Annotated in this window: 18 protein-coding genes; 9 read left to right on the top strand and 9 right to left on the bottom strand. The window is 41.9% G+C overall.

Going from position 1 to position 20868, the window contains the following annotated elements; all coding sequences use genetic code 11:
- The first annotated feature begins 34 nt into the window (after window positions 1–34).
- A complete protein-coding gene (locus F993_RS10190; protein ID WP_004654191.1) occupies window positions 35–1117 on the top strand; it encodes an AraC family transcriptional regulator in 1083 nt (360 codons plus the stop codon).
- Here F993_RS10190 and F993_RS10195 read toward each other — a convergent pair.
- From F993_RS10195 to F993_RS10205, 3 genes are all read right to left on the bottom strand, one after another.
- Window positions 1078–2508, bottom strand: coding sequence for an aminotransferase-like domain-containing protein (locus F993_RS10195; RefSeq protein WP_032812478.1), 1431 nt, complete (start codon window positions 2506–2508; stop codon window positions 1078–1080). The two genes, F993_RS10190 and F993_RS10195, sit on opposite strands and share 40 nt — an antisense overlap.
- A 195-nt stretch (window positions 2509–2703) precedes the next feature.
- Window positions 2704–3708: a cytochrome d ubiquinol oxidase subunit II gene (gene cydB / locus F993_RS10200; protein WP_004654185.1), complete on the bottom strand. Its 1005-nt coding sequence runs from the start codon at window positions 3706–3708 to the stop codon at window positions 2704–2706.
- Window positions 3701–5146 (bottom strand): cytochrome ubiquinol oxidase subunit I, encoded by a 1446-nt coding sequence (locus tag F993_RS10205; RefSeq protein ID WP_004654184.1) that lies wholly within the window; start codon window positions 5144–5146, stop codon window positions 3701–3703. Before F993_RS10205 ends, cydB begins: the two co-directional genes overlap by 8 nt.
- Window positions 5147–5507: 361 nt before the next feature.
- Between F993_RS10205 and F993_RS10210 the strand changes: the two genes are divergently transcribed.
- The 7 genes from F993_RS10210 (at window position 5508) to F993_RS10235 (ending at window position 13182) form a co-directional block, all read left to right on the top strand.
- Window positions 5508–6326: a hypothetical protein gene (locus F993_RS10210; protein WP_032812477.1), complete on the top strand. Its 819-nt coding sequence runs from the start codon at window positions 5508–5510 to the stop codon at window positions 6324–6326.
- Between the two features lie 44 nt (window positions 6327–6370).
- Complete coding sequence (locus tag F993_RS20515; protein ID WP_004654181.1) at window positions 6371–6544, top strand: cbb3-type cytochrome oxidase assembly protein; 174 nt, start codon at window positions 6371–6373, stop codon at window positions 6542–6544.
- 356 nt (window positions 6545–6900) lie between these two features.
- Window positions 6901–7395 carry a hypothetical protein gene (locus F993_RS10215; protein WP_004654179.1) on the top strand — a complete coding sequence of 165 codons (495 nt, stop codon included), beginning with the start codon at window positions 6901–6903 and terminating at the stop codon, window positions 7393–7395.
- A gap of 337 nt (window positions 7396–7732) precedes the next feature.
- A complete protein-coding gene (locus F993_RS10220) occupies window positions 7733–8671 on the top strand; it encodes a trypsin-like serine protease (protein ID WP_004654176.1) in 939 nt (312 codons plus the stop codon).
- Between the two features lie 240 nt (window positions 8672–8911).
- The gene (locus F993_RS10225) at window positions 8912–11320 is read left to right on the top strand and encodes an FdhF/YdeP family oxidoreductase (protein ID WP_171066044.1); all 2409 of its coding nucleotides are present in this window, start codon (window positions 8912–8914) and stop codon (window positions 11318–11320) included.
- Between the two features lie 47 nt (window positions 11321–11367).
- Entirely contained in the window at window positions 11368–12156 is a 789-nt protein-coding gene (fdhD, locus tag F993_RS10230) for a formate dehydrogenase accessory sulfurtransferase FdhD (protein WP_032812476.1), read from the top strand.
- Between the two features lie 84 nt (window positions 12157–12240).
- Window positions 12241–13182, top strand: coding sequence for a Dyp-type peroxidase (locus F993_RS10235; protein WP_004654170.1), 942 nt, complete (start codon window positions 12241–12243; stop codon window positions 13180–13182).
- Between the two features lie 44 nt (window positions 13183–13226).
- Here F993_RS10235 and F993_RS10240 read toward each other — a convergent pair whose 3' ends face one another.
- From F993_RS10240 to F993_RS10260, 5 genes are all read right to left on the bottom strand, one after another.
- On the bottom strand, window positions 13227–13622 hold the full coding sequence (locus F993_RS10240) for an acyl-CoA thioesterase (protein ID WP_004654168.1): 396 nt from the start codon (window positions 13620–13622) through the stop codon (window positions 13227–13229).
- A 78-nt stretch (window positions 13623–13700) separates the two neighbouring features.
- On the bottom strand, window positions 13701–15206 hold the full coding sequence (locus F993_RS10245) for a flavin-containing monooxygenase (RefSeq protein WP_004654166.1): 1506 nt from the start codon (window positions 15204–15206) through the stop codon (window positions 13701–13703).
- 57 nt (window positions 15207–15263) lie between these two features.
- Window positions 15264–16160 carry an alpha/beta fold hydrolase gene (locus tag F993_RS10250; RefSeq protein ID WP_004654164.1) on the bottom strand — a complete coding sequence of 299 codons (897 nt, stop codon included), beginning with the start codon at window positions 16158–16160 and terminating at the stop codon, window positions 15264–15266.
- 7 nt (window positions 16161–16167) lie between these two features.
- Window positions 16168–17115 (bottom strand): metal-dependent hydrolase, encoded by a 948-nt coding sequence (locus tag F993_RS10255; RefSeq protein WP_004654162.1) that lies wholly within the window; start codon window positions 17113–17115, stop codon window positions 16168–16170.
- A 23-nt stretch (window positions 17116–17138) separates the two neighbouring features.
- Entirely contained in the window at window positions 17139–18179 is a 1041-nt protein-coding gene (locus tag F993_RS10260) for an NAD-dependent epimerase/dehydratase family protein (RefSeq protein WP_004654159.1), read from the bottom strand.
- A gap of 165 nt (window positions 18180–18344) precedes the next feature.
- Between F993_RS10260 and F993_RS10265 the strand changes: the two genes are divergently transcribed.
- Window positions 18345–19367, top strand: a complete 1023-nt coding sequence (locus F993_RS10265; RefSeq protein WP_004654157.1) for an AraC family transcriptional regulator — start codon at window positions 18345–18347, stop codon at window positions 19365–19367.
- 71 nt (window positions 19368–19438) lie between these two features.
- Here the strand turns inward: F993_RS10265 and adeC are convergent, their stop codons facing one another.
- Window positions 19439–20842 carry an AdeC/AdeK/OprM family multidrug efflux complex outer membrane factor gene (gene adeC, locus F993_RS10270; RefSeq protein WP_004654154.1) on the bottom strand — a complete coding sequence of 468 codons (1404 nt, stop codon included), beginning with the start codon at window positions 20840–20842 and terminating at the stop codon, window positions 19439–19441.
- Window positions 20843–20868 lie beyond the last annotated feature (26 nt).

Here is a 20868-nt window from a genome sequence, read left to right as displayed (position 1 = left end):
ATATTGATGATCATTTTAGGACAGTGGATGTGCGATGCGAGATCCTTTTGGACTGTTTCAGGAAACCATCTCGGTTTCATATGCACATCTATTATTAGAAATTGTGCATGATTATGCCATTGATACTAAAACAGTTTTGTCTGGTACTGGGTTAAGGCTCGCAGAAATGAAACAAGCCGATGCCAAAATGAGTGCGCATCAATGGTCAAAACTGGTGGTGAATGCCTTAAAGTTGACGGGGAATCCACGTCTAGGCATTGAATATGGCTTTAAATTACGGCCGACGTCGCATGGGGCTTTAGGTTTTGCATTCCTCAGTTGTACAGATGTTGAAACTGCATTAACACTGTGCCAGCAGTATTTTTGTACCCGTATTCAAAATTTTATTCCTGAATTGAAGATTGAGGAAGATTTTGTTTATGTGTATTTGGATGATGTACACCCTGTAAAATTGGGTGGGGCAGAACAATCTGATCAATTAAGATCCTTCTTAATTGAGAGTTTACTTTTTGGCGCAATTCATTTTCTCAGCATATTTTCTGAAAAAATTATTGAAAGCTGTGAGGTATTTGTCGATTGGGCTGATGCACAGAATTATAAAAGTATCGATTTATCTCAGATCAAGATTCAATTTAATCAGCAACGCAATGGCTTGCGGTTTCCCAAGCAATATCTGCATTGTAAAAATCCAAATGCAGACCAAATGGCCTTTCAACAAGCGCTGCTGTATTGTGAAAATGACAAACTGAAATTACTCAAAGAAGCGACGCGTGACCTACAGAAAAGTATTCGTTCTGAATTGCTCTATAAGGCAGGTAATGCTTATCCGACATTGCCTTTGATTGCACAGCGCTTGAATATGTCTGAGCGCACCATCAAGCGACATTTGCAGGCACAAGGAACTACTTTCTTGCAGATTTTGGCTGAGGTACGTTTTAGTCAAGCCAAGAAGTTACTGCAACAGCCACAATATAGTATTCAGGACATTGCAGCTCTGGTGGGTTATGAAGAAGCCACCAATTTTATTCGCGCTTTTAAAAGGATGTTTGGGGAAACACCCAGTCAATATCGGAAAAGCTATTTGTCTAATGCTAATTCATCCGACATCGCAAGTTGAATGGTTTCGATAAACAGTTGCAACGAATGCTGAATCTTTTCGGTCCATTCAAAGGAACAATTCATACGAATAAAATGTTGATGTGAGGGTAACACATTAAATAAGGGGCTTGGTGCAACGCCCACCTGTTGTTGAATCAGCTGTTCATAGACTTGCATACTGTTAACTTTGTCTGGCAACTGAATCCAAAGAAAATAGCCACTTGGATAGTTATATACCTTACAGTCTTTCGGTAGATGTTGTTTGAGATATTGAAAGAATTGTTTTTTATTCTTTTCCAAAGTCCGTCTCAGCGTTCTTAAATGCTTTTCATAATGATGATGAGAGAGGAACTCCACCAATGCATTTTGGATCAGCGCATTGGCAGAAATCGTGCTCATTAACTGTAAATGCTGAATGTGTTCAGAAAATTTGCCTGCATAGACCCAGCCCATACGGAATCCCGAACCTAAAGTTTTGGAAAAAGAAGAGCAGTGCAAGACCAGATTCTGCTGATCAAAATACTTCATGGGCAGCGGCTTTTGATTGCCATAAAACAATTCTTCATAGACATCATCTTCGATCAGATGAATTTGATGTTCGTGCAACAGCTTGGCAATTTTATATTTGATCTCATCGCTGACGGTAAAGCCAATCGGATTATGTGCGTTCAACATAAACCAGCACACTTTGATCGGATAATTTTTAATGACCTGTTCAAAAGCCTCAATATCGAAGCCGTGCTGTGGATGTTCTGGAAGGGTAATCACCATGAGTCCTAAACGTTCAGCTGCCTGCCATGCGCCATAGAAAATGGTTTGCTGTAGCAAGATATAATCGCCCGGTTGAGTAATTGCTTGTAAGGAAAGGTTCAAGGCTTCTAAGCCACCTGATGTAATGACAATGTCATCTGCATCAGTTGGAATACCCTGCATACAATAGCGTTGCGCGATGAGTTTTCGAAGGGTTAAATTCCCAGGCGGTAGGTTGCTGGTCTGATCATAACTATGCCGATTACGTGAAAGTTGCCCCATGATCTGAATCAATTTGGGCGGATAGAGTAACTGGCTATCTGGAAATGCAGAGCCTAGTGGGCTGACTTGTTTGGATTGAATCGACTTGAGGTATTTAAACACCAATGAGTTGATTTCAATTTTTGGATTTAAGGACACCACCGAATAAGCTTGTGGAATCTGAATATTATTTTGCTCGGCCACAAAATAACCTGACTTTTCTTTGGAGTAAATCAGTCCTTGCGCTTCCAGTTCTTGGTAAGCGTTCATTACGGTAATTAAGCTAAACCCTGAGCGCTGCACTTGCTCACGTAAAGAAGGAAGTTTGCTGTGCGGCTGCCATGACCCGTTCTCAATGAGAAGTTTTAGCTGATGTGCCAATTGTTCTGATTTATACATAAAGTAAAGCGAATCCATCTTGATGGAACAGCTTTTTTGCAAGCTGTCCCATCTCTTTTTTAATAAGCAAACATCAATAACAGTCTAAATAAGCCTGCAATGATAGCGAGTGCAAAAAAACCAAGTAACCATAAGATTATAAACCATTGCGTTTGGCTTAAATGCAGAGATTTTATTTTCATGCAAAGCTGCTCCTTAGTGATAACCTGTATCTCCGACCCGTACTTTATCTCTGAATACCCAATACGACAGGATGGTATAGGCAATAATGATCGGGATCAGAATTACAGCGCCAACCAATGCAAATTTCTGACTAGAATGCGGTGCTGCTGCTTCCCAAATCGTGACGGATGGCGGAATGATATTCGGCCAGAGACTAATCACAAACCCAGTGAAGGCCAAGAACACGAGCGCCAAGGTATAGATAAAAGGTTTAAAGTCCTGACGTTGTTTACATGCCTTTAAAATCAGGAAGGTAAATAATAAGACCAAGATCGGTACTGGGCTAAAGTACAGTAGATTCGGTAAGGCAAACCAGCGTGCTGCAATTTCAGGATGGGTCAGTGGGGTATAGAGGCTGACTCCTGCAAAGACCACAAACAAAACGATGGTCAATTTAGGCATCAGCCCATACATTTGATCTCGAAGTTCATGGTCGGTTTTCATAATCAGCCAGCCACAACCGAGTGCCGCATACATGGCAACCACACCCAGTCCCGTAAATAAGGCAAAAGGAGTGAACCAATCCAAACCTGAACCTGAGAAAATCCCATTGGTGGTTTGGATGCCTTGAATATAAGCCCCTAAAATCACGCCTTGCATGAAGCTAGACAGAATTGAACCCCAGATAAAAGCTTGATCCCATAAATATTTGGTACGATTGGCTTTAAAGCGGAATTCAAAAGCAACCCCACGGAAGATCAGGGCAATTACCATCAGGGTAATCGGCATATACAAAGCAGACAGCACAGTTGAATAGACCAATGGAAAGGCTGCGAATAAACCTGCACCACCGAGCACCATCCACGTTTCATTGCCATCCCAGACCGGTGCCACGGTATTCATCATCACATCACGTTCTTCACGGCTTTTGATGAACGGAAATAAGATTCCGATTCCCAGATCAAAACCATCCAAAATGACATAGATCAATACGCCAAGCCCGATAATCCCAACCCAAATCAGAGATAAATCAATCATGGTGTTTCTCCTTGTTTGGGTCTTGTGCATCGATGTTTTCATCAACTGCACTTAAAGGACGCATTGGTGTTTTGAAGTGTCCGGGACCTGCTGGCTCAAGCTCAATCGCCTCAATAAACTCAGGTCCTTTTTTCAGCAGTTTCAACATGTAGTAAATCCCACTACCAAACACGATGGCATAGACCACAACGAAAATGATCAAACTGATGCCGACCTGATCAGCGGTCACAGCATGCGATAAACCATCTTTGGTGCGCATTACTCCATAAACGACCCAAGGTTGACGACCAACTTCGGTGGTGACCCAACCCGCAAGTAGCGCGACATAGCCCGTTGGACCCATGACAAAAGCGAATTTATGAAACCACGATGAACCATATAGTTTGCCTTTCTTACGTAGCCATAAGGCAATGAAAGAGAGCAATACCATTAACATGCCAAGCCCAACCATGACACGGAAACTCCAGAATACAATGGTGGCATTCGGACGATCTTCAGCAGCGAAATCTTTTAAACCTGTAACCTTACCTTGCATAGAGTGAGTCAAAATCAGACTACCAAGATGAGGGATGCCAATTTCATAGTGATTTTTTTCACTGTCCATATCGGGAATGGCAAATAACAGCAGCGGCATGGATTCATTATGATTGGTTTCCCAATGCCCTTCGATAGCGGCTAATTTTGCTGGCTGATGTTCCAAAGTGTTTAGGCCATGATTATCACCAATCACTACTTGCAAACATGAAGTGACCAGCACCATCCACAGACCCATCGAAAATGATTTCTTGATCAGTTCATCACGACGACCTTTGATCAGATGCCATGCTGCAGTACCCACCACCAGTAAGGAGGACACTAAAAAGGCAGCAGCTGCCATATGTGCAAAGCGATAAGGAAAGGATGGGTTGAACACAATTGCCCACCAGTCGGTAGGCACAATAATGCCATTTTCTATGGCAAAACCTTGTGGGGTTTGCATCCAACTATTGGAGGATAGAATCCAGAACATGGAAATACACGTTCCAATCGCAACCATAAGAGTGGCAAAGAAGTGGGCTTTAGGACTGACTCGTCCCCAACCAAATAGCATGATGCCCAAGAAGCCCGCTTCCAAGAAGAAAGCGCTGAGCACTTCATAAGTCAGTAAGGGACCTGTAACACTTCCTGCCACACGGGAGAATTCACTCCAGTTGGTACCAAACTGGTAGCTCATCACCACGCCCGATACGACCCCCATTCCAAAGGCAACGGCAAAGATTTTGATCCAGAATTTGAATAGATCTTTGTAAATTGGATTTTGAGTACGTAGCCATTTCCATTCCAGCATGGCAAGGAAACAGGCGAGACCAATCGAGGTGGCGGGAAAGATAATGTGAAATGAAACAGTAAATGCAAACTGTATTCGGGCTAATTCTAAAGCAGTGAGACCGAGATCCATATATCCTCTCCTATAACAGACTTTAAGCAGTCGCTAGGAAAATGTGAAAGAGCGGACTTAAATCTTTGAAAATAAGCAGAACCTGAAAAAGCGTTGGTTGAGGTATTTAAAAAGTCATTTAAGTTTTATTCATCATCCAATTTTCTGCTGTATATGAGTAGGTACAATTTCTTCTTGTTTTTTTATAACAGATGAGTGTTGGTTTGATGATCTGTTATATTTTTTTAGCAAAACTCTGTAGCTACTCAGATGTTTGTATCTCATTCAAAATAGCATCAAGCAACGATGCAGTGTGTTAAATATTGATCAAGCATTGTAAGTCGTTTGAATGACTATAATTCTGACTGAATGGCCTAAGACTATGTTTATCACCAAAGAACTTAATGCGATGATTCAGCTTTTTCAAGCCAATGTCCCTTCGCAAGCAGTACAACAACAGCTAAGTCTGGAATATGTCAATCTTGAAGCAACTTTGTTGAGAGGCAAGGTGTTGAGAGACTTTTCTAAAGAAAAGGTTGCTTATATTGCTCAAGCTGAAATTGTGGAAAATGACAATAATCTCGCCTATTTATTTGCACCATTTATTATTGCCAATTTAAATCAACCCGTGATTTATACCACGCCTGCTACACCCGCAGTGCTGAATATTTTGAATCAATATTATCAAGCCGAGAAAAGTGTCAATCTGAAAATCGAAGATGTGATTCATAGTCTTAAGCTTTATATTGATCTGGTCGATGACCCAAAGACTGAGGTCGATTTTCTGTTTCGTTGTCTGGTCAAGGCGCTGTGCCGGACAGATGTATTTCATATCTTCTTGGTTACGCATTTATCGATAGATCAGCAACAGGTTCAGATCTTAGCAGATTATTTTGATGTCAAAATTGATGTGATTCATGCTGATCGCACTGCAAGCATGCTGAGTGATGAGTTGATTAATACACGAAAATTGCTATTTAAAAATAAAGATGAATTACACAAAACACTGTGCACGTTGTTTTCAAATTTAAACGCCAAACTGATTGCACAAATTGGTCAATTTAGTTCAGCCCAAGCGGCGCATTTAATCGAAGATATGTTCTATTCGGAACATATTTTTGAAAAGCTATCGGTCTATGCCGAATACATGCAAACCCGTATTCAGAATGGCGCTAGTTTTAAGGCTTTATCCACGATGTAAATCTTTTTGAATTGAATTTTAGTCTTTGAGTAGGAGTCGAGCAGATGTCTCAAGAGCAATCAAAATTTCCATATCTTGCTGTTGGAATCAGTATTTTATTGGGTTGTTTATTTTTGGTCTTTTTCTTTCTGGCTGTGAGCAATCAACCCGATTATATGCCATCACAACAGAAGCAGAATGCAGCGCAAGTTCAACCGTCCACAACTGTAAATAAATAACCGATTGGGCTAAGAAAATAGCATGATACCGCTTATCTCTCTTACTGGTGATTCGAGCACTCGCCAGTAAGCTTTTTTGTGTTAAAACGCATCATACTTTAAGTGATAAACATAAAATCAGTATGTCGTTTCCACAGCGTTCAAATCTAAATTTTTTCTCTTGTGCGATTATGTCGTGAAATGGTCAATAGTGTCGTTATATGAAGTTCTAAAAAAGAACTTAATTGATTAGTCTTTTCTCAACTGCTTTCTGAAAGCTATACAGTTCTCAGAGACACGGTAGTCGGCCTGTATTCGGTTGAATGAGATTTAGAGCAAGGAAAATACGATTAATCTACTTTTATGGGTAAGCACATATGAATCATGTCTTAGATGAAACTCCCACAAATCTAAATTATCAATTGGGAAATAAACAATTTCGTCTTCTCAGAATCATCAGCATTATTTCCCTGCTATTTATGCTGTGGCACGATCTGGATCATTTGCGTGTTGTGATGCATCGAAGCTATTCCATTGTACCTCAACAATTTGTGACGGTTTTTATCGCCTATGTACCAGCCATAGCAGCTTTTTATATGGCATATAAAAGAAGTGCGTATGCAGCATTGACTGGATTGATTGCGGGCATTCTGTTATTGATGGGGTTTTTTCTACTGCATATTATCGGAACCAGTGCAATTAGTCCTATTTTTGACTCATTTTTAGGCGCGTGGAAAGTTCCTTTTGCTGCATTGCATTCTGATTTGTTTTCTTGGTTGAACTTGATTGCCAATATGGTGTGGAGTGTGGTGATGATCATGCTGTCCTTCCATTTCCTCGCTGCTCAACTTACTGGACGTTTGAAAGTCTAAGTTGTTTAAAAAAGACTTTAAATTATGGATGCGGCACAGCCTCTCGATCAGATCCGTATCCAAATTTAATCACCATCTTTGCAGCGTGAGAACTGTGGTTCTAATATCCCTACAGTGAATTTTAGAAACTTTAATATTTTTAAGGTATTGAAAATTATAAAAATTTACAATATGTCGTGAAATGGTCATTTATGTCGTGAAATGAAGTTTTCCCTACAAAATTAACTGATTAAGCTTGCGCAGATAAATAATCATTATTCATGTGTTTCATTTATCAAAACCACCAATTTTTGGTGATGATCAAAACATTTGCTTATTTAATTTGAGGGAAATAAACATGTATAAAAAATATATTCAACATTTTTCACAGGTCGGGTTGTTATCGATCGTCAGTTTTAATGCTTTCGGCGCTGATCATTCAGCTTCATTTGTAAAATTAGAATTTACGGTCACCAAACCTTTTTTGTTTTTTTCACAAACTTCTGGAAATACTTGTGGTGGAGTGCTGATTCGTGATGATGTGGTTTTAACTGCGGCGCATTGTACTGGGGCTGTTTGGGGGGATAGTGCGAATCAGAATTATAGTTTGGGGGGAGTCATTCGTTATGGTTCAAGTTTTTTATCTCAAGCACAGGCTTTTTCATTTAAAAAAGATGAAGGGTGGATTGAAATCCCCGATGTTGATATGGCACTGATTCGGCTCTCAAAACCGATTGATCAGAACAGTGGAGCCACAATCGCAAAAATACCGACTGCTTGTACTCTAGTGGAAGCAAAGCAGAATATTGGTCGGGGGGATATCACGGCGTATTTAGGGCGAAGTAGTACAGGCTCAGCCTTGGCTGCGAATTTGTATGGTACTTCCTATGTGAATATTCGCGATGTGGGCGGTTCTCCACTAGCGCGCGGTGTATATTACAAAGCGACTGCTTCTATGAATGCCGGTGATTCAGGTGGACCATGGCTCGCGGATGATCATACCCTCATCGGGATTAATAACGGAATTGCGGGCACAGATAAATATGGTGCGGTAATTTGCCAATATAGCCAGCAGATCAATGAGGTATTAAAAAAGTGGTCGACTACGGCTACTCCAGTTGCGGTAAATCCACCAGTTGTAACCGTGCCAGCCGAACCAGCTGTTGTATCTCCAGTCATCACACCAGTACCCACCCAACCACCTATCGTGGCGCCCCAACCTGTGGTAGAACCACAACCAAAGGATAATCCCGTGCTCAGCTTTTTTAAATGGCTGGCCGCTTTGTTTGGATTTTAGTCGCTTATTTGGATAGCTGATGAATTCAGCTTTCCTGAAAAAGAACATTCTATTTATGATAGGGTGTTCTTTTCGCTGCATCGATAAACAGGAAAGTAGCTCAGTTGGAAGCTGATAAAAAGCGATGTGACGTAAAAAAAAAGTAGATGTTCTAACAAACTGAGAATAGAAAAGAATCATAATTCATGTTAATCCTATTTGTAGCAAATGTTAAAAAATAGCTCAGATGAGGGCAACATGATGGATAACTCAGAACAAACCATACATAAGCAAGAAAATACCAGTTTTGCAAGAATTGAACCCTATAACCAACCGGCGGGTGGTTGGGGCGCATTACTCAGTGTTGCCCGCAACCTTAAAAGGCAAGATATCTTAAAAAAAGGCTCAATTACTTTACTGAATATCAATCAACCGACAGGCTTTGATTGTCCAGGTTGTGCTTGGCCAGAGAAAAAAGATGCGCATGCCTTTAATTTTTGTGAAAATGGTGCCAAAGCTGTAGCCTTTGAAGCAACCAGTAAGACAGTCACTCCAGAATTCTTTGCGCAGCATACCGTGAGTTGGCTGGCTGAGCAGAATGATTTCTATCTAGAAGATCTCGGTCGTTTAACTGACCCGATGCGTTATGACCCTGTGTCAGATAAATATGTGCCAATTTCTTGGGATGAAGCTTTTCAACTGATTGCTCAGCATTTGCAAGCCCTTGACCATCCTGACCAAGCGGCTTTTTATACCTCTGGTCGTGCCAGTAACGAAGCGGCATTTCTGTATCAACTTTTTGTTCGCAGCTTTGGAACCAATAATTTCCCTGACTGTTCCAATATGTGTCATGAAACCACCAGTGTCGGTTTAAAAGATGCGATTGGTTTGGGTAAGGGCACCGTGATTCTGGATGATTTTGATCAGGCCGATGCTATTTTTAGCTTTGGGCATAATCCGGGCACCAACCACCCACGAATGTTGGCAACCTTAAGAGAGGTTTCGCGTCGTGGTGGTAATATTGTTGCGATTAATCCCATCAAAGAGCGTGGGCTCGAGCGTTTCCAAGATCCGCAAGCACCATTGGAAATGATGACCAATGGCAGTACTCCCATCAGCCGTTATTACTTCCAACCCAAAATTGGGGGTGACTATGCGCTGATGTTCGGGGTAATGAAGCATTTATTGGAATGGGATAAAAAAGCGCTTGCCAAAGGCAAGCCGAGCATTTTTGATCGTAGCTTTATTGAAATGAATACCATCGGTTTTGATGAGATGTTGGCTGAAATTGATGGTACAGCATGGTCAGACATTCATAAGCATACGGGACTTTCACCTGAGCATCTAGAATCAATTGCCAAGATGTATCTGGATGCGAAAACGGCTATTTTCTGTTGGGGTATGGGAATTACCCAACACCGTCACGGAACAGCCAATATTCACATGCTGGCAAACTTGATGCTGGCACGAGGACATATTGGTCGTCCAGGAGCAGGGCTATGTCCAGTGAGGGGGCATAGTAATGTACAGGGCGATCGGACCATGGGCATTAATGAAAATCCAAGTGATGCTTTGCTGGACAGTATTGATCGTGTATTCGGAATTAAATCGCCACGTAAACATGGTTTTGGGGTCGTCGATACCATTAAGGCGATGTATGAAGGCGAGGTCAAAGTCTTTATTGGTTTGGGTGGAAACTTTGCGGTTGCCACACCAGATACACCATATACCCAAGAAGCATTACGTCGTTGTGATTTAACGGTCAACATTACCACCAAGCTGAATCGTAGCCATTTGGTCTGTGGAAAGACCGCATTGATGCTACCTTGCCTAGGACGTACTGAAGTGGATCTGCAACTTCATGGTCCTCAAGCAATTTCGGTGGAAGACTCGATGTCGAATGTACATCTTTCAGCAGGACGTAATCCTCCGATTTCAGAAAATATCTTATCTGAACCTGATATTGTGGCGCGTATGGCAGAAGCCGCTTTACCTGAGAGTAAGGTGAAATGGCGTTGGTATATTGAAAGTTATGACCGCATTCGAGATTCGATTGCCGATGTCTTTGATGAATTCCATGATTTCAATCAACGCGTCTATCAACCAAGTGGTTTTCATTTAGAGCATCCAGCCAATCAGCATGTGTGGCATACACCTAGTGGCAAGGCCCAGTTTTTGATTACTCCTTTGAAAGAAGTCTACGAAGACGAAGAAAATCAATATGCTGCGGCTTATACCGAGCAGCAGGTTTATACTTTGATGACCACGCGTTCGCATGACCAGTACAACACCACTTTATATGGTCTAGATGATCGTTATCGTGGGGTATTCGGACAGCGCCGTGTGCTGTTTATGAATCAAGCAGATATTGATGCAGCAGGTTTTGAAGCGGACCAATGGGTCGATATCGAAAGTGTGTTCTCGGATGGTGTAAAACGAATCGTGCATAGTTTCCGTATTGTGCCGTATAACATTCCGCAAGGCAGTCTAGCTGCTTATTATCCAGAAACTAATCCCTTGGTAGCTTTGGGTAGCCATGATAAATACGCAAAAATTCCAGCGTCGAAGAGCATTCCTGTGATTCTACATGCGGGTAATGCACCCGCGCATTTCAATCTGAATGTGGAAGTTGATCCTGAGCATGCCAATGAACGCGTCAGTAGCACATAGCTGCTTGGAATCTATTTTTCAAACCAGTGATGCGAATGAGGTACGTGTTGGACACAGAAACCAGAGGATATGAAGCGGTGCAAGTGCATCGTTTTCATCGAGATATTTCTGCAAATGAAATGGATTATATTGTACAGGAATATCCTGTTGCACTAATTTATAATGGGATTTCTCATGCGGTGATGATGGCAACACCAGCAGATATTGAAGTATTTGCCAAAGGTTTCAGTTTATCCGAAGGGATTCTGCATAGCTTAAGTGAACTGTATTCACTCGATATTCGTCAAAATGAGTTGGGGGTGGAAGTGGATATGACTATTTCATCCCGTGCATTTATGGCTTTAAAAGAACATCGACGAATGATGGTCGGACGAACAGGCTGTGGTTTATGCGGTATTGAAAGTTTAAAACAACTTTATACAAATCTACCTTTAATAAGCACCCAACTTTCTTCAAGCTGGTTAAACCAAATTCCAAATGCAATTGCACAGCTTAAAGTCAGACAAAAAATCACTGAGCTAACGGGAGGTGCACATGCGGCAGCATGGGTGGTGAAAGGGCAAATCGTGGCTTTATTTGAAGATGTTGGTCGGCATAATGCTTTAGATAAATTATTGGGTTATCTTGCCGAACAAAAGTTTAATGTTGCTGATGGTTTTGTAGTCATGACCAGTCGAGCCAGCTATGAACTGATTCGTAAGTGTGCACAATCCAATATTGCTTTACTGGCGACCATTTCTGCACCGACCAGTATGGCGATTGAGATGGCAAAACAATTGAATCTCACATTAGCCAGTTTTTGCCGTGGTGAGAGCTTTGTTTTATATACTGAATAATGGTAAAAATTTGTGATTTGTCTGATCTCTAATGCATTGATTTGTGTAGGATATGAGCATTAAGTTTTTTTATTCCCAAATATTATGAATACACCTTTAAGACCTCAGCCTGTGATCAATAATCTTTCAGGTGAAAATGCATTATTTATCGTGCTTGGAATCAATACCAATCCTGATCATTCTGGAATGATTGATTTTCTCGCTAATTTTTCTGCATTGGTACGCAGTCTGACCAACCGTTTTCCTCAAGGTAACTTTAGTGCGTCTGTCGGCATTGGTTCCAATGCTTGGGATTTACTTTTTCCAGAAACGAATAAACCAAAAGAGCTTGCACCGTTTCAGGAAATTAAAGGGCCTAGACATACGGCTGTTGCAACAGCGGGAGATTTGTTCTTCCATATTCGTGCCAACCAAATGGCAATCTGCTATGAACTGGCAGCAATTCTGCATGAACAACTTAAAGACGATACCTATTCGATCAGTGAAACCAAAGGTTTCCGATACTTTGATGGTCGTGCGATTATTGGCTTTGTGGACGGGACTGAAAATCCTGAACACGAAATTGCCAAAGAGATTGCCTATGTCGGTGAAGAAGATGCTGAGTTTGTTGGCGGAAGTTATGTGTTTATTCAAAAGTATCTACATAACATGGAGATGTGGAAAGGTTTAACTACTGAAGAACAAGAAAAAGTCATTGGTCGAAAGAAATATGATGATGTTGAACTTGGCGATGATGTGAAACCGCAAAGTGCACATAATGTGGCAAGTAAGGCGCATGATGCTGACGGCAATGAGCTCAAAATCTTAAGAGCCAATATGCCATTTTCCAACCCAACAGAAGGAGAGTACGGCACTTTCTTTATTGGCTATTCGCGTTCTTTTAATATCACCAAAACCATGCTTGAGAATATGTTCCTTGGTAAGGAAACGGGACATGTTGATCGCTTACTGGATTTTAGTACCGCCGTTTCAGGCAGTTTATTCTTTGTGCCCACCTTTGATTTTCTCGAAGATTTAGGCGAATAAGTTTAATCCGCTGAAATAAATCAACTTATTTCAGCGGTCAATGCTTATTGGCTTATCAGATATTGTTGTAACTGTTCACGGAATTGATCTGGAATACGACCAGATTTCTGTGTGCTAAAATCAAAATACACCTGAACAGCCTTTCCACGAGCCACGCAGTGATCATTTTGCCAAGCTTCATGTGCGACAATAAATGAAGAATTGCCGATATGCTCAATCCACGTTTTGATTTCAATATCAGCACCGTAATAGATCTGCGCTACAAAATCGACCTCAACACGCGCCAAAATCAAAGGCAGATTTTTGATTTCCATACTCGGATTAAACAGACGAAAAACGGGTTCGCGTGCGGTTTCAAACCAACCTGTAATCACGGTATTGTTAATATGCCCAAAGGCATCTGTTTCATAGAATCTTGGGGTAATCGAAAGTGTGAACATAGTGAAGTAATTATTTTCTCATTTAAACCCATCTACTATAAAGGCTGACGCTTGCATACGTCAGCCCTGATAACAGACTTAGGCGACTACTTTAATCACTTTACTTTCGATACGGTAATCTTTCAGATTCACATGGTGCAGTTTGTGCTTAATTACAAAGCCAAATTCAGGCCAGATGATATGATTACGACCCGCATCATCTAAATAATAGCTCTTACAGATATCAGCTCTGACGGGCATTTTCGCCAAACGTTTATCGATGCGGACATTAAATTGTTTTTGCACGGCTTCTTTCACTTCAATGTAGTCGATACGTCGTTGTTGCATGAGTTTAATAGCTTTTGAAATATAGACGGACTGTTGTTCTGCCGTCCACATCACTGAGCCGACTGTATTTTGCGAATTAGGACCGAGCATCATAAACATATTGGGAAAACCATAAATCGACATCCCCATATAGGCGCGTGGTTGACGTTGCCATGTATCACTCAGGCTCCGCCCATTAGCCCCTTTAATTATTTTATATATGGCAGGCTCAGCGACCGCATAACCTGTACCAAAAATAATAGTATCTACTTTGATTTCTTTACCATCTTCACCGACAACACCATGTTCAGTGATATGTGACAGACCTTGAAAAAGCACAGATACATTGGGTTTCACCAGCGCAGCATACCAATTATTTGAAAACATCGGGCGTTTGCATCCTAAGGTATGTGTAGGGGTAACTGCCTGACGCATTTCAGGATCTTTAATGCTGAGGTTGATATTGAGTTTACCCAGAGCATGCAGCTTTTCCATGATCTTGATGTTCATAAACACAGGGAGTGAGGGCTCTAAACTCCACAATGCTGCTTCACGAATGATTTTCTCTAACAATGGTGCTTTTTTGAAAACCGTTTTCACAATATTTGGTACAGCAAAATCAGGTTTAGGTAGTACCCAAGATGGGGTACGTTGAAAACTGTATAAATGCCCAACTTTTGGCTGAATTGCTGGTAAGAATTGAATTGCTGATGCACCGCTACCGATCACGGCAACACGTTTACCTGTTAAATCGTATTCGTGGTTCCATTTACCTGAATGGAACATGGTGCCTTTGAATTGCTCTTGTCCTGGAAAGCTAGGCATTTTGGCTTCGCCAATGAAGCCTGTAGCAGGAACAAAAAATTTTGCACTGTAGCTTTTACCAGCCGCTGTACTGATCATCCAGCGATTCAATCCTTTGTCCCATCGAGCTTCGGTCACTTCAGTGCCTAGCTGAATCTGGGGAACAATATTAAACTGATGTGCCACATCTTCTAAATATTGGCGAATTTCAGCCTGAGGGGCGTATGTGCGTGACCAATTAGGATTAGGTGCAAAGCCCAGCGAATACATTTCACTTGGAACATCACAAAACAGGCCTGGGTAATCATTCAGTGCCCATGTACCGCCAATACGGTTGGCCATATCCAGAATCACGACATTGTGAATGCCTTGCTCCTTTAACTTTATACAAGTACTCAGTCCAGAAGGTCCTGCACCAATAATCAATACATCAACTAGTTGAGTTGGTTTGGATGGTTTAACTGCTTTATTCATTGGAAAATCCTAGTATGAAATAGACATACACCTAAACAAAAAGGTTCAAGTTAGTACTTAGACGATGGTCTGTTGAAAATGCTCAAGCAGTAACTCAGCAACACGCTGCGGTTGCTCTGCCTGTAAGAAATGCCCACAGTTAGGTAAATACAAGCGATTCAAGCCTTTAGGAAAATGCCTGGATTGAGCCAAAGCGCGATGTAATTGAATACTCATGCAGCCATCATCCAATCCAGCCAAAGCCAATGTTGGAAGCTGGATTGGACGGAGTAGATCTCGGTTGGCTTTTAAGTTGATAGGATGATGAACTGCAAATAAGCTACGGTAGTAACGTGTGGCTGCCCATGCGATTTGCGGATGGCTAAAAGCCTCACGCGTGGCTGCAAAATCTGCTTGTGTAAATTGCCATGTGGGTGACCATTTTTTCCAGATTTTCGCAACAAACTCAGCTTGATTTTGCGATAGCAATGTTTTGGCAAAATGTGATTGCATCAGCAACATATAAGAAGATAAATAGAGTTGTTTCGGAAAATATTTTAAATTGATTAAAATATTCTTCATGGCAGGAATCGGAGGAACTGCCAGTAAACTCATACTATAGAGTGATGCCGAATATTGATTGGCATAGCTCATGGCGATAGCTGCCCCCCAATCGTGTCCCACCAGATGAAATTTTTGAGCACCGAGCATTTCTAACCAAGCTTTTAAGTCAACAGTCGCAGATGCCAAGCCATAGTGAGCATTGCTGCTTACCGAATCGAGTGTATAACCCCGTAACCAAGGGATGAGAACTTGATAGCCTGCATCGACAAGAATAGGGTAAAGCTTGTCCCAGCAATGCGGTGTATCTGGAAAGCCATGTAGCAACACCACTAGAGGATGAGCAGGGTGACCATACAGATTGGCATGCAAGCTTAATCCGTCACGTTTCAGAAGGAGTTGATCACTTTTCATAACGGCCTCAGCGATTCATTTTGGCTGCAAGCGCTTGAGCATAGGCTTCGGCAGCTTGTTTAGCAGCAGGGGAATTCGCGATATAAGCCAGCGCCTTTTTCACATCACCATCATGTTCTGGATGATAGTTAAATTTACTCCACCCTTTCAGTGCGGTCAGAATCATCACTAGATCGGGGAGGCTTTTTTTCTGCTTTGCGGTTTGCTGAAACTCCCAAATCAACGCCAATGGATTCTTGCGGGAAATTCGATTTGCTTCAGGGGTATTGTCTAACTTACACAGATACACAGATGCACCTAACCAGAACCCGACCATTGCAATAAAGGCGAAGCTCATACTGAGTTGACGACCTAAATAGCCTTTGAGATGATCACCAGCCAGTGCACGATAAGCATCATAACCAACAGTACGATGTTCAACTTCTTCGGCACCATGCCAACGTACAATATCCAGCATCGCAGGGTCGGCATGTTCCAGACCTTCAGCATCTAGCACCCAAGTGCCGAAGAAGCAAAAATAATGTTCTAAACCAGCAATGATGCCCATACGAAAGGCAAGCCACTGTTTCGAATATCGTTTAAAAGGTCCATAAATTCCAAAGGGAGTATCGCCCATAAAACCATCTTTAAACATCCACTCTAGAAAATGTTTAAAAGGTGTCGGATCTATACCATGGGTCTGGAAATAGATTTCAGCGCCCTTGTGTGCATTGGCATGGGCGGCTTCCTGAGCAATAAATCCACGGATATCGGCTTTCAGATTTTTGTCGTTGACATAAGGCAAGGTTTTATTGGCAAGACGACAGAACCAGTGCTCAACAGCAGGCAATAACACATGCATGCTATTGAGTACATGAGTCGCCAATACATCATCGGGAACCCAGTGGCGAGGGGTTTGGGAAAAATCAAAATGTACTTTACGGGCAACAATCTGATGATCAATAAACTTATTCATCGTTCGACTCCTGTCTGCTTGGCTCAGATTGAAATCGCTTCAATTTTTTTGATTAAGCTGCGGGACTGGATATAACCATTGGCAGCAAACCATTGCAGTGAATCTCGGACAGCAATCTCGACAGGAGTTTGTGGTAAACCCAATTCCTGTACCGCTTTGGCGCAATTAAAAGAGGTTCCTAATTGCCCAATTTTTGCTGCTGATGGTGTGACCAAAGGTGCTTTGTGGGTAATATGCTGGGTCACCCATAACGCGGCATGTCCTGCTAGTTGGGAGGAAACACCTTCAATCAGGTTGGGAATGGTTATTACAGGTCGCCAAATGCCCAACAAATGATGAACAGTTTTCGCCATGGCAACACCATCTAGATCTCTATTTCCCAGAATATAGGTTTCACCTGCTCTACCTTTTTCTGCAGCCAGCACATGGCCTTTGGCAACATCTCTAACATCAATCATATTGTTGATCGCAGCTGGCACAGCGAGCGCTGGCATCTGGGCAATTGTTAACAGTAATTTTCCTGTTGGCGTTGGCGCGATATCTTGGGGACCAATTGGGCCTGTTGGACAAACGATCACCACATCTAGACCGCCTGCTGCAAACTGTAAGGCGATTTGGTGTGCTTCAAATTTGGTCAATACATAAGCATCACCTGTTGCACCTAAAGCAAAAGGGCTTTGTTCTGTGGCCTGAATGCCTTTGGGTTGGCCTGCAAAACATGCACCTGTGCTGGTATAAACCACCCGTTTAATACCAGCTTTTTTCGCGGCATTGAGAACAATACGCGTGCCTTCAACATTGACCTTACGCATCAACTCTGGTTTTGGCAGCCATAAGGCGTAGATAGCAGCGGTATGAAAGACTAAATCACAGCCTTCAACAGCTTCATCCATTTTGATTGGGTCGGTAATATCGCCAGCAATCAGTTCAACATCCAGACCTTCAAGATTAGTTAGTTTTTCCTGAGGCAGATGTAATACTCGAACTTCATAATTTTCATTGAGCAGTGTTCGTACAATATGCGAACCAATAAAACCAGCACCACCCGTAACCAGAGCTTTCATATCTCACCAACTTCCTTCAATTAGTATCCAGAATCGAGCTGGATAAAAATGCGACAATTTTGTTGTTGGTACTATGCCGAATCACAGATATGTGTCATAGTTCTTGAAATGACAGTTTTGACCATTTTACGACATTCTGTATAAAACATTGATGAGATAACGATTGTGAATCCATCTTTACCCGGAACCTACGTCAGTCTGATGGCCGATGTGGTACAAAAATTAAATATTTCAGCAGAGAAATTACTGGAAGGCAGTGGCGTTGGCGTCGAGCAACTTTCAGAACCGTTTTGGTATTTAGATTTTGATATATTCAATAATTTATTGAATCGAGCGGTTGAACTCACCAACGAACCTGCGTTGGGCGTCTATCTCGGATTACAAATGACCGTGTCATGCCATGGCTCAGTTGGTCTGGCCGCCATGGTTTCACAAAATCTTGGTGAAGCACTGAATGTCATGGAGCAGTTTATTGGTCTGCGTTGTCCTGCATTAAAACCGCGTCTTGAAGTTGAAAATGGACTGGCTTCACTTTATTTAGACCAGCCGATGAAAAACTTTAAGATGGGGATTGTCGGCATGACCTTTCTGATGGTGGGTTTTGCACAGATGTCGAATGCCATCACTGGAAGTAAATTAAAGATTAAGGCCGAACTGAATTATGTTGAACCTGCATTTTTAGCGCAAGTTCAAGAGTTATTGCCTTGTGAGATCAGTTTTAATCAAGACAATAACCGACTGATTTTCTCTGAAAGTTATTTAGCACTTCCGCTGATTATGGCGGATCCTTTAGCTGCACGTTTGGCGCGAGAACAATGTAAACATGATTTGAATAAGTTGGTGGCTAAACGTGGTGAAAAACATCCACTCACGGCTTTGGTGCGTGAATTGCTTTTTGATGAAGTCGAGGGTTTTTTCAAAATGAAAGAGGTTGCAGATAAGCTACATTTGACTGAACGAACGTTACAGCGTCAATTGGCAAAAGAGGGCACCACTTTTCAGATGCTCATGGATCAAGTCCGAGAGCGATATGCCAAAAAATTACTGAATCATCATGAATATAGTATTTCCTCTATTTCAGAAAAATTAGGCTACTCTGATGTTACCCATTTTACCCGTGCATTCAAGCGTTGGGCAAATCAGACCCCGAAACAATATCGCAATTTACGCGAATCGATCTCTAGTTAACATCAGGCTGTTTATTTCAGACTAAAAAAGCGAGATAGCATAACTAGAGATCAAGTACAAAAAGTTGAAATTTACGCTGCTGGTTGAGTTAATCCTCCACCGAGCGCTTTATATAATTCGATCTGATTATTTAACTTGCTTTGTTCTAATATCAGTAAGGCTTGCTGTGCCGCATAAGCAGAACGTTGAGCATCCAAAACCGTCAGATAACTATCAATCCCCGCTCTAAATCGAGCTGTGGATAATCTATAAGTCGTATCCGTTGCTAAAACCAAACGGCGTTGTGCAGTTAAACGCTCATCAATATGGGCATGAGCGGCCAAAGCATCATTGACCTCGCGGAATGCAGATTGAATGGCTTTTTCATAATCTGCCAGCGCGAGCTGTTGTTCAGTTTCTGAAATTTTAATATGGGCTTTACGCGCCCCCCAATCAAAAATAGGCAGATCGATACTCGGCCCAACTGACCAAGAGAATCCCCCAAATTTAAATAAATCTTTAAGATCTGTCGATGCATAGCCAGCTGAACCCGTCAGGCTAATCGTAGGGAACATCCGTGCTTTCGCTGCGCCAATATTGGCGCCTGCGGCAAGAAGCTGGTATTCAGCAGCTTTTAGGTCGGGGCGGTTATTCAGTAAATCACTGCTTAAACCTGTAGCAAAGCCAGATTCTGCTGTAATACGCTGCACAGCTTGATTGGGCAAGAGTTGTGATGGAACAGTTTGTCCAGCAAGAAGATTTAGTAAATTTTGCGCCTGTGAGACTTGGGTTTTATAGGCAGCAACATCATTACGTGCCGTTTCAACTGAAATCTGTGCCTGACGTAGCGGAACTTCACTATCAATGCCAACATCAAAACGTTTTTTATTCAGATTATAAGAGTCGAGCTGTGCTTTTAAGGTCTGTTCAGCTAAGTTTAAATTGGCTTTTGCATAGGCATAATCTAACCAAGCTTGTGAGATTTGGCTAACTAAACTGATCTGCGTGGCTTCTCTTGCACTCTGGGTCGCAAAGTAATTATTTAAGGCCACATCTTTTAAGCTTTTGACTCGGCCCCAGAAATCCAGTTCGTAGGCGGTCAAACCCAAACCGACTTGAAAAGTTGAATAAGGATTATTCGGATTCACAGATGGATTGACTTGTCGAACAGCACTGCCATTTGCCCCAATAGTAGGCAACTGGTCATTTTTACTGATCTGATATTGCTGTTGTGCGCGCTGAATATTGAGTGTCGCAGTCCGTAAATCACGGTTGTTATTTAAGCTGATTTCAATCACTTGCAATAAACGTGCGTCGGCAAAGAATTGTTTATAACCCTGCGTTGCAATTGAGCTGCCTGTGTTTGCCAGTGCAAAATTTTCTGGAATATCCGATTTGATCGCAGGTTTTGGTGCCTGCAGATTCATACATGCCGTTAGGGCAATCGAAAGCGTAGAGACAAGCAGGCCACGAGATAAGACGGTCACTTTAGACATAGTCTTCTCCAAATAAGATGAGGACA

The sequence above is a fragment of the Acinetobacter proteolyticus genome, from assembly GCF_000367945.1.
Taxonomy (GTDB): Bacteria; Pseudomonadota; Gammaproteobacteria; order Pseudomonadales; family Moraxellaceae; genus Acinetobacter; species Acinetobacter proteolyticus.
This window is presented reverse-complemented; position numbering and strand designations above follow the sequence as displayed.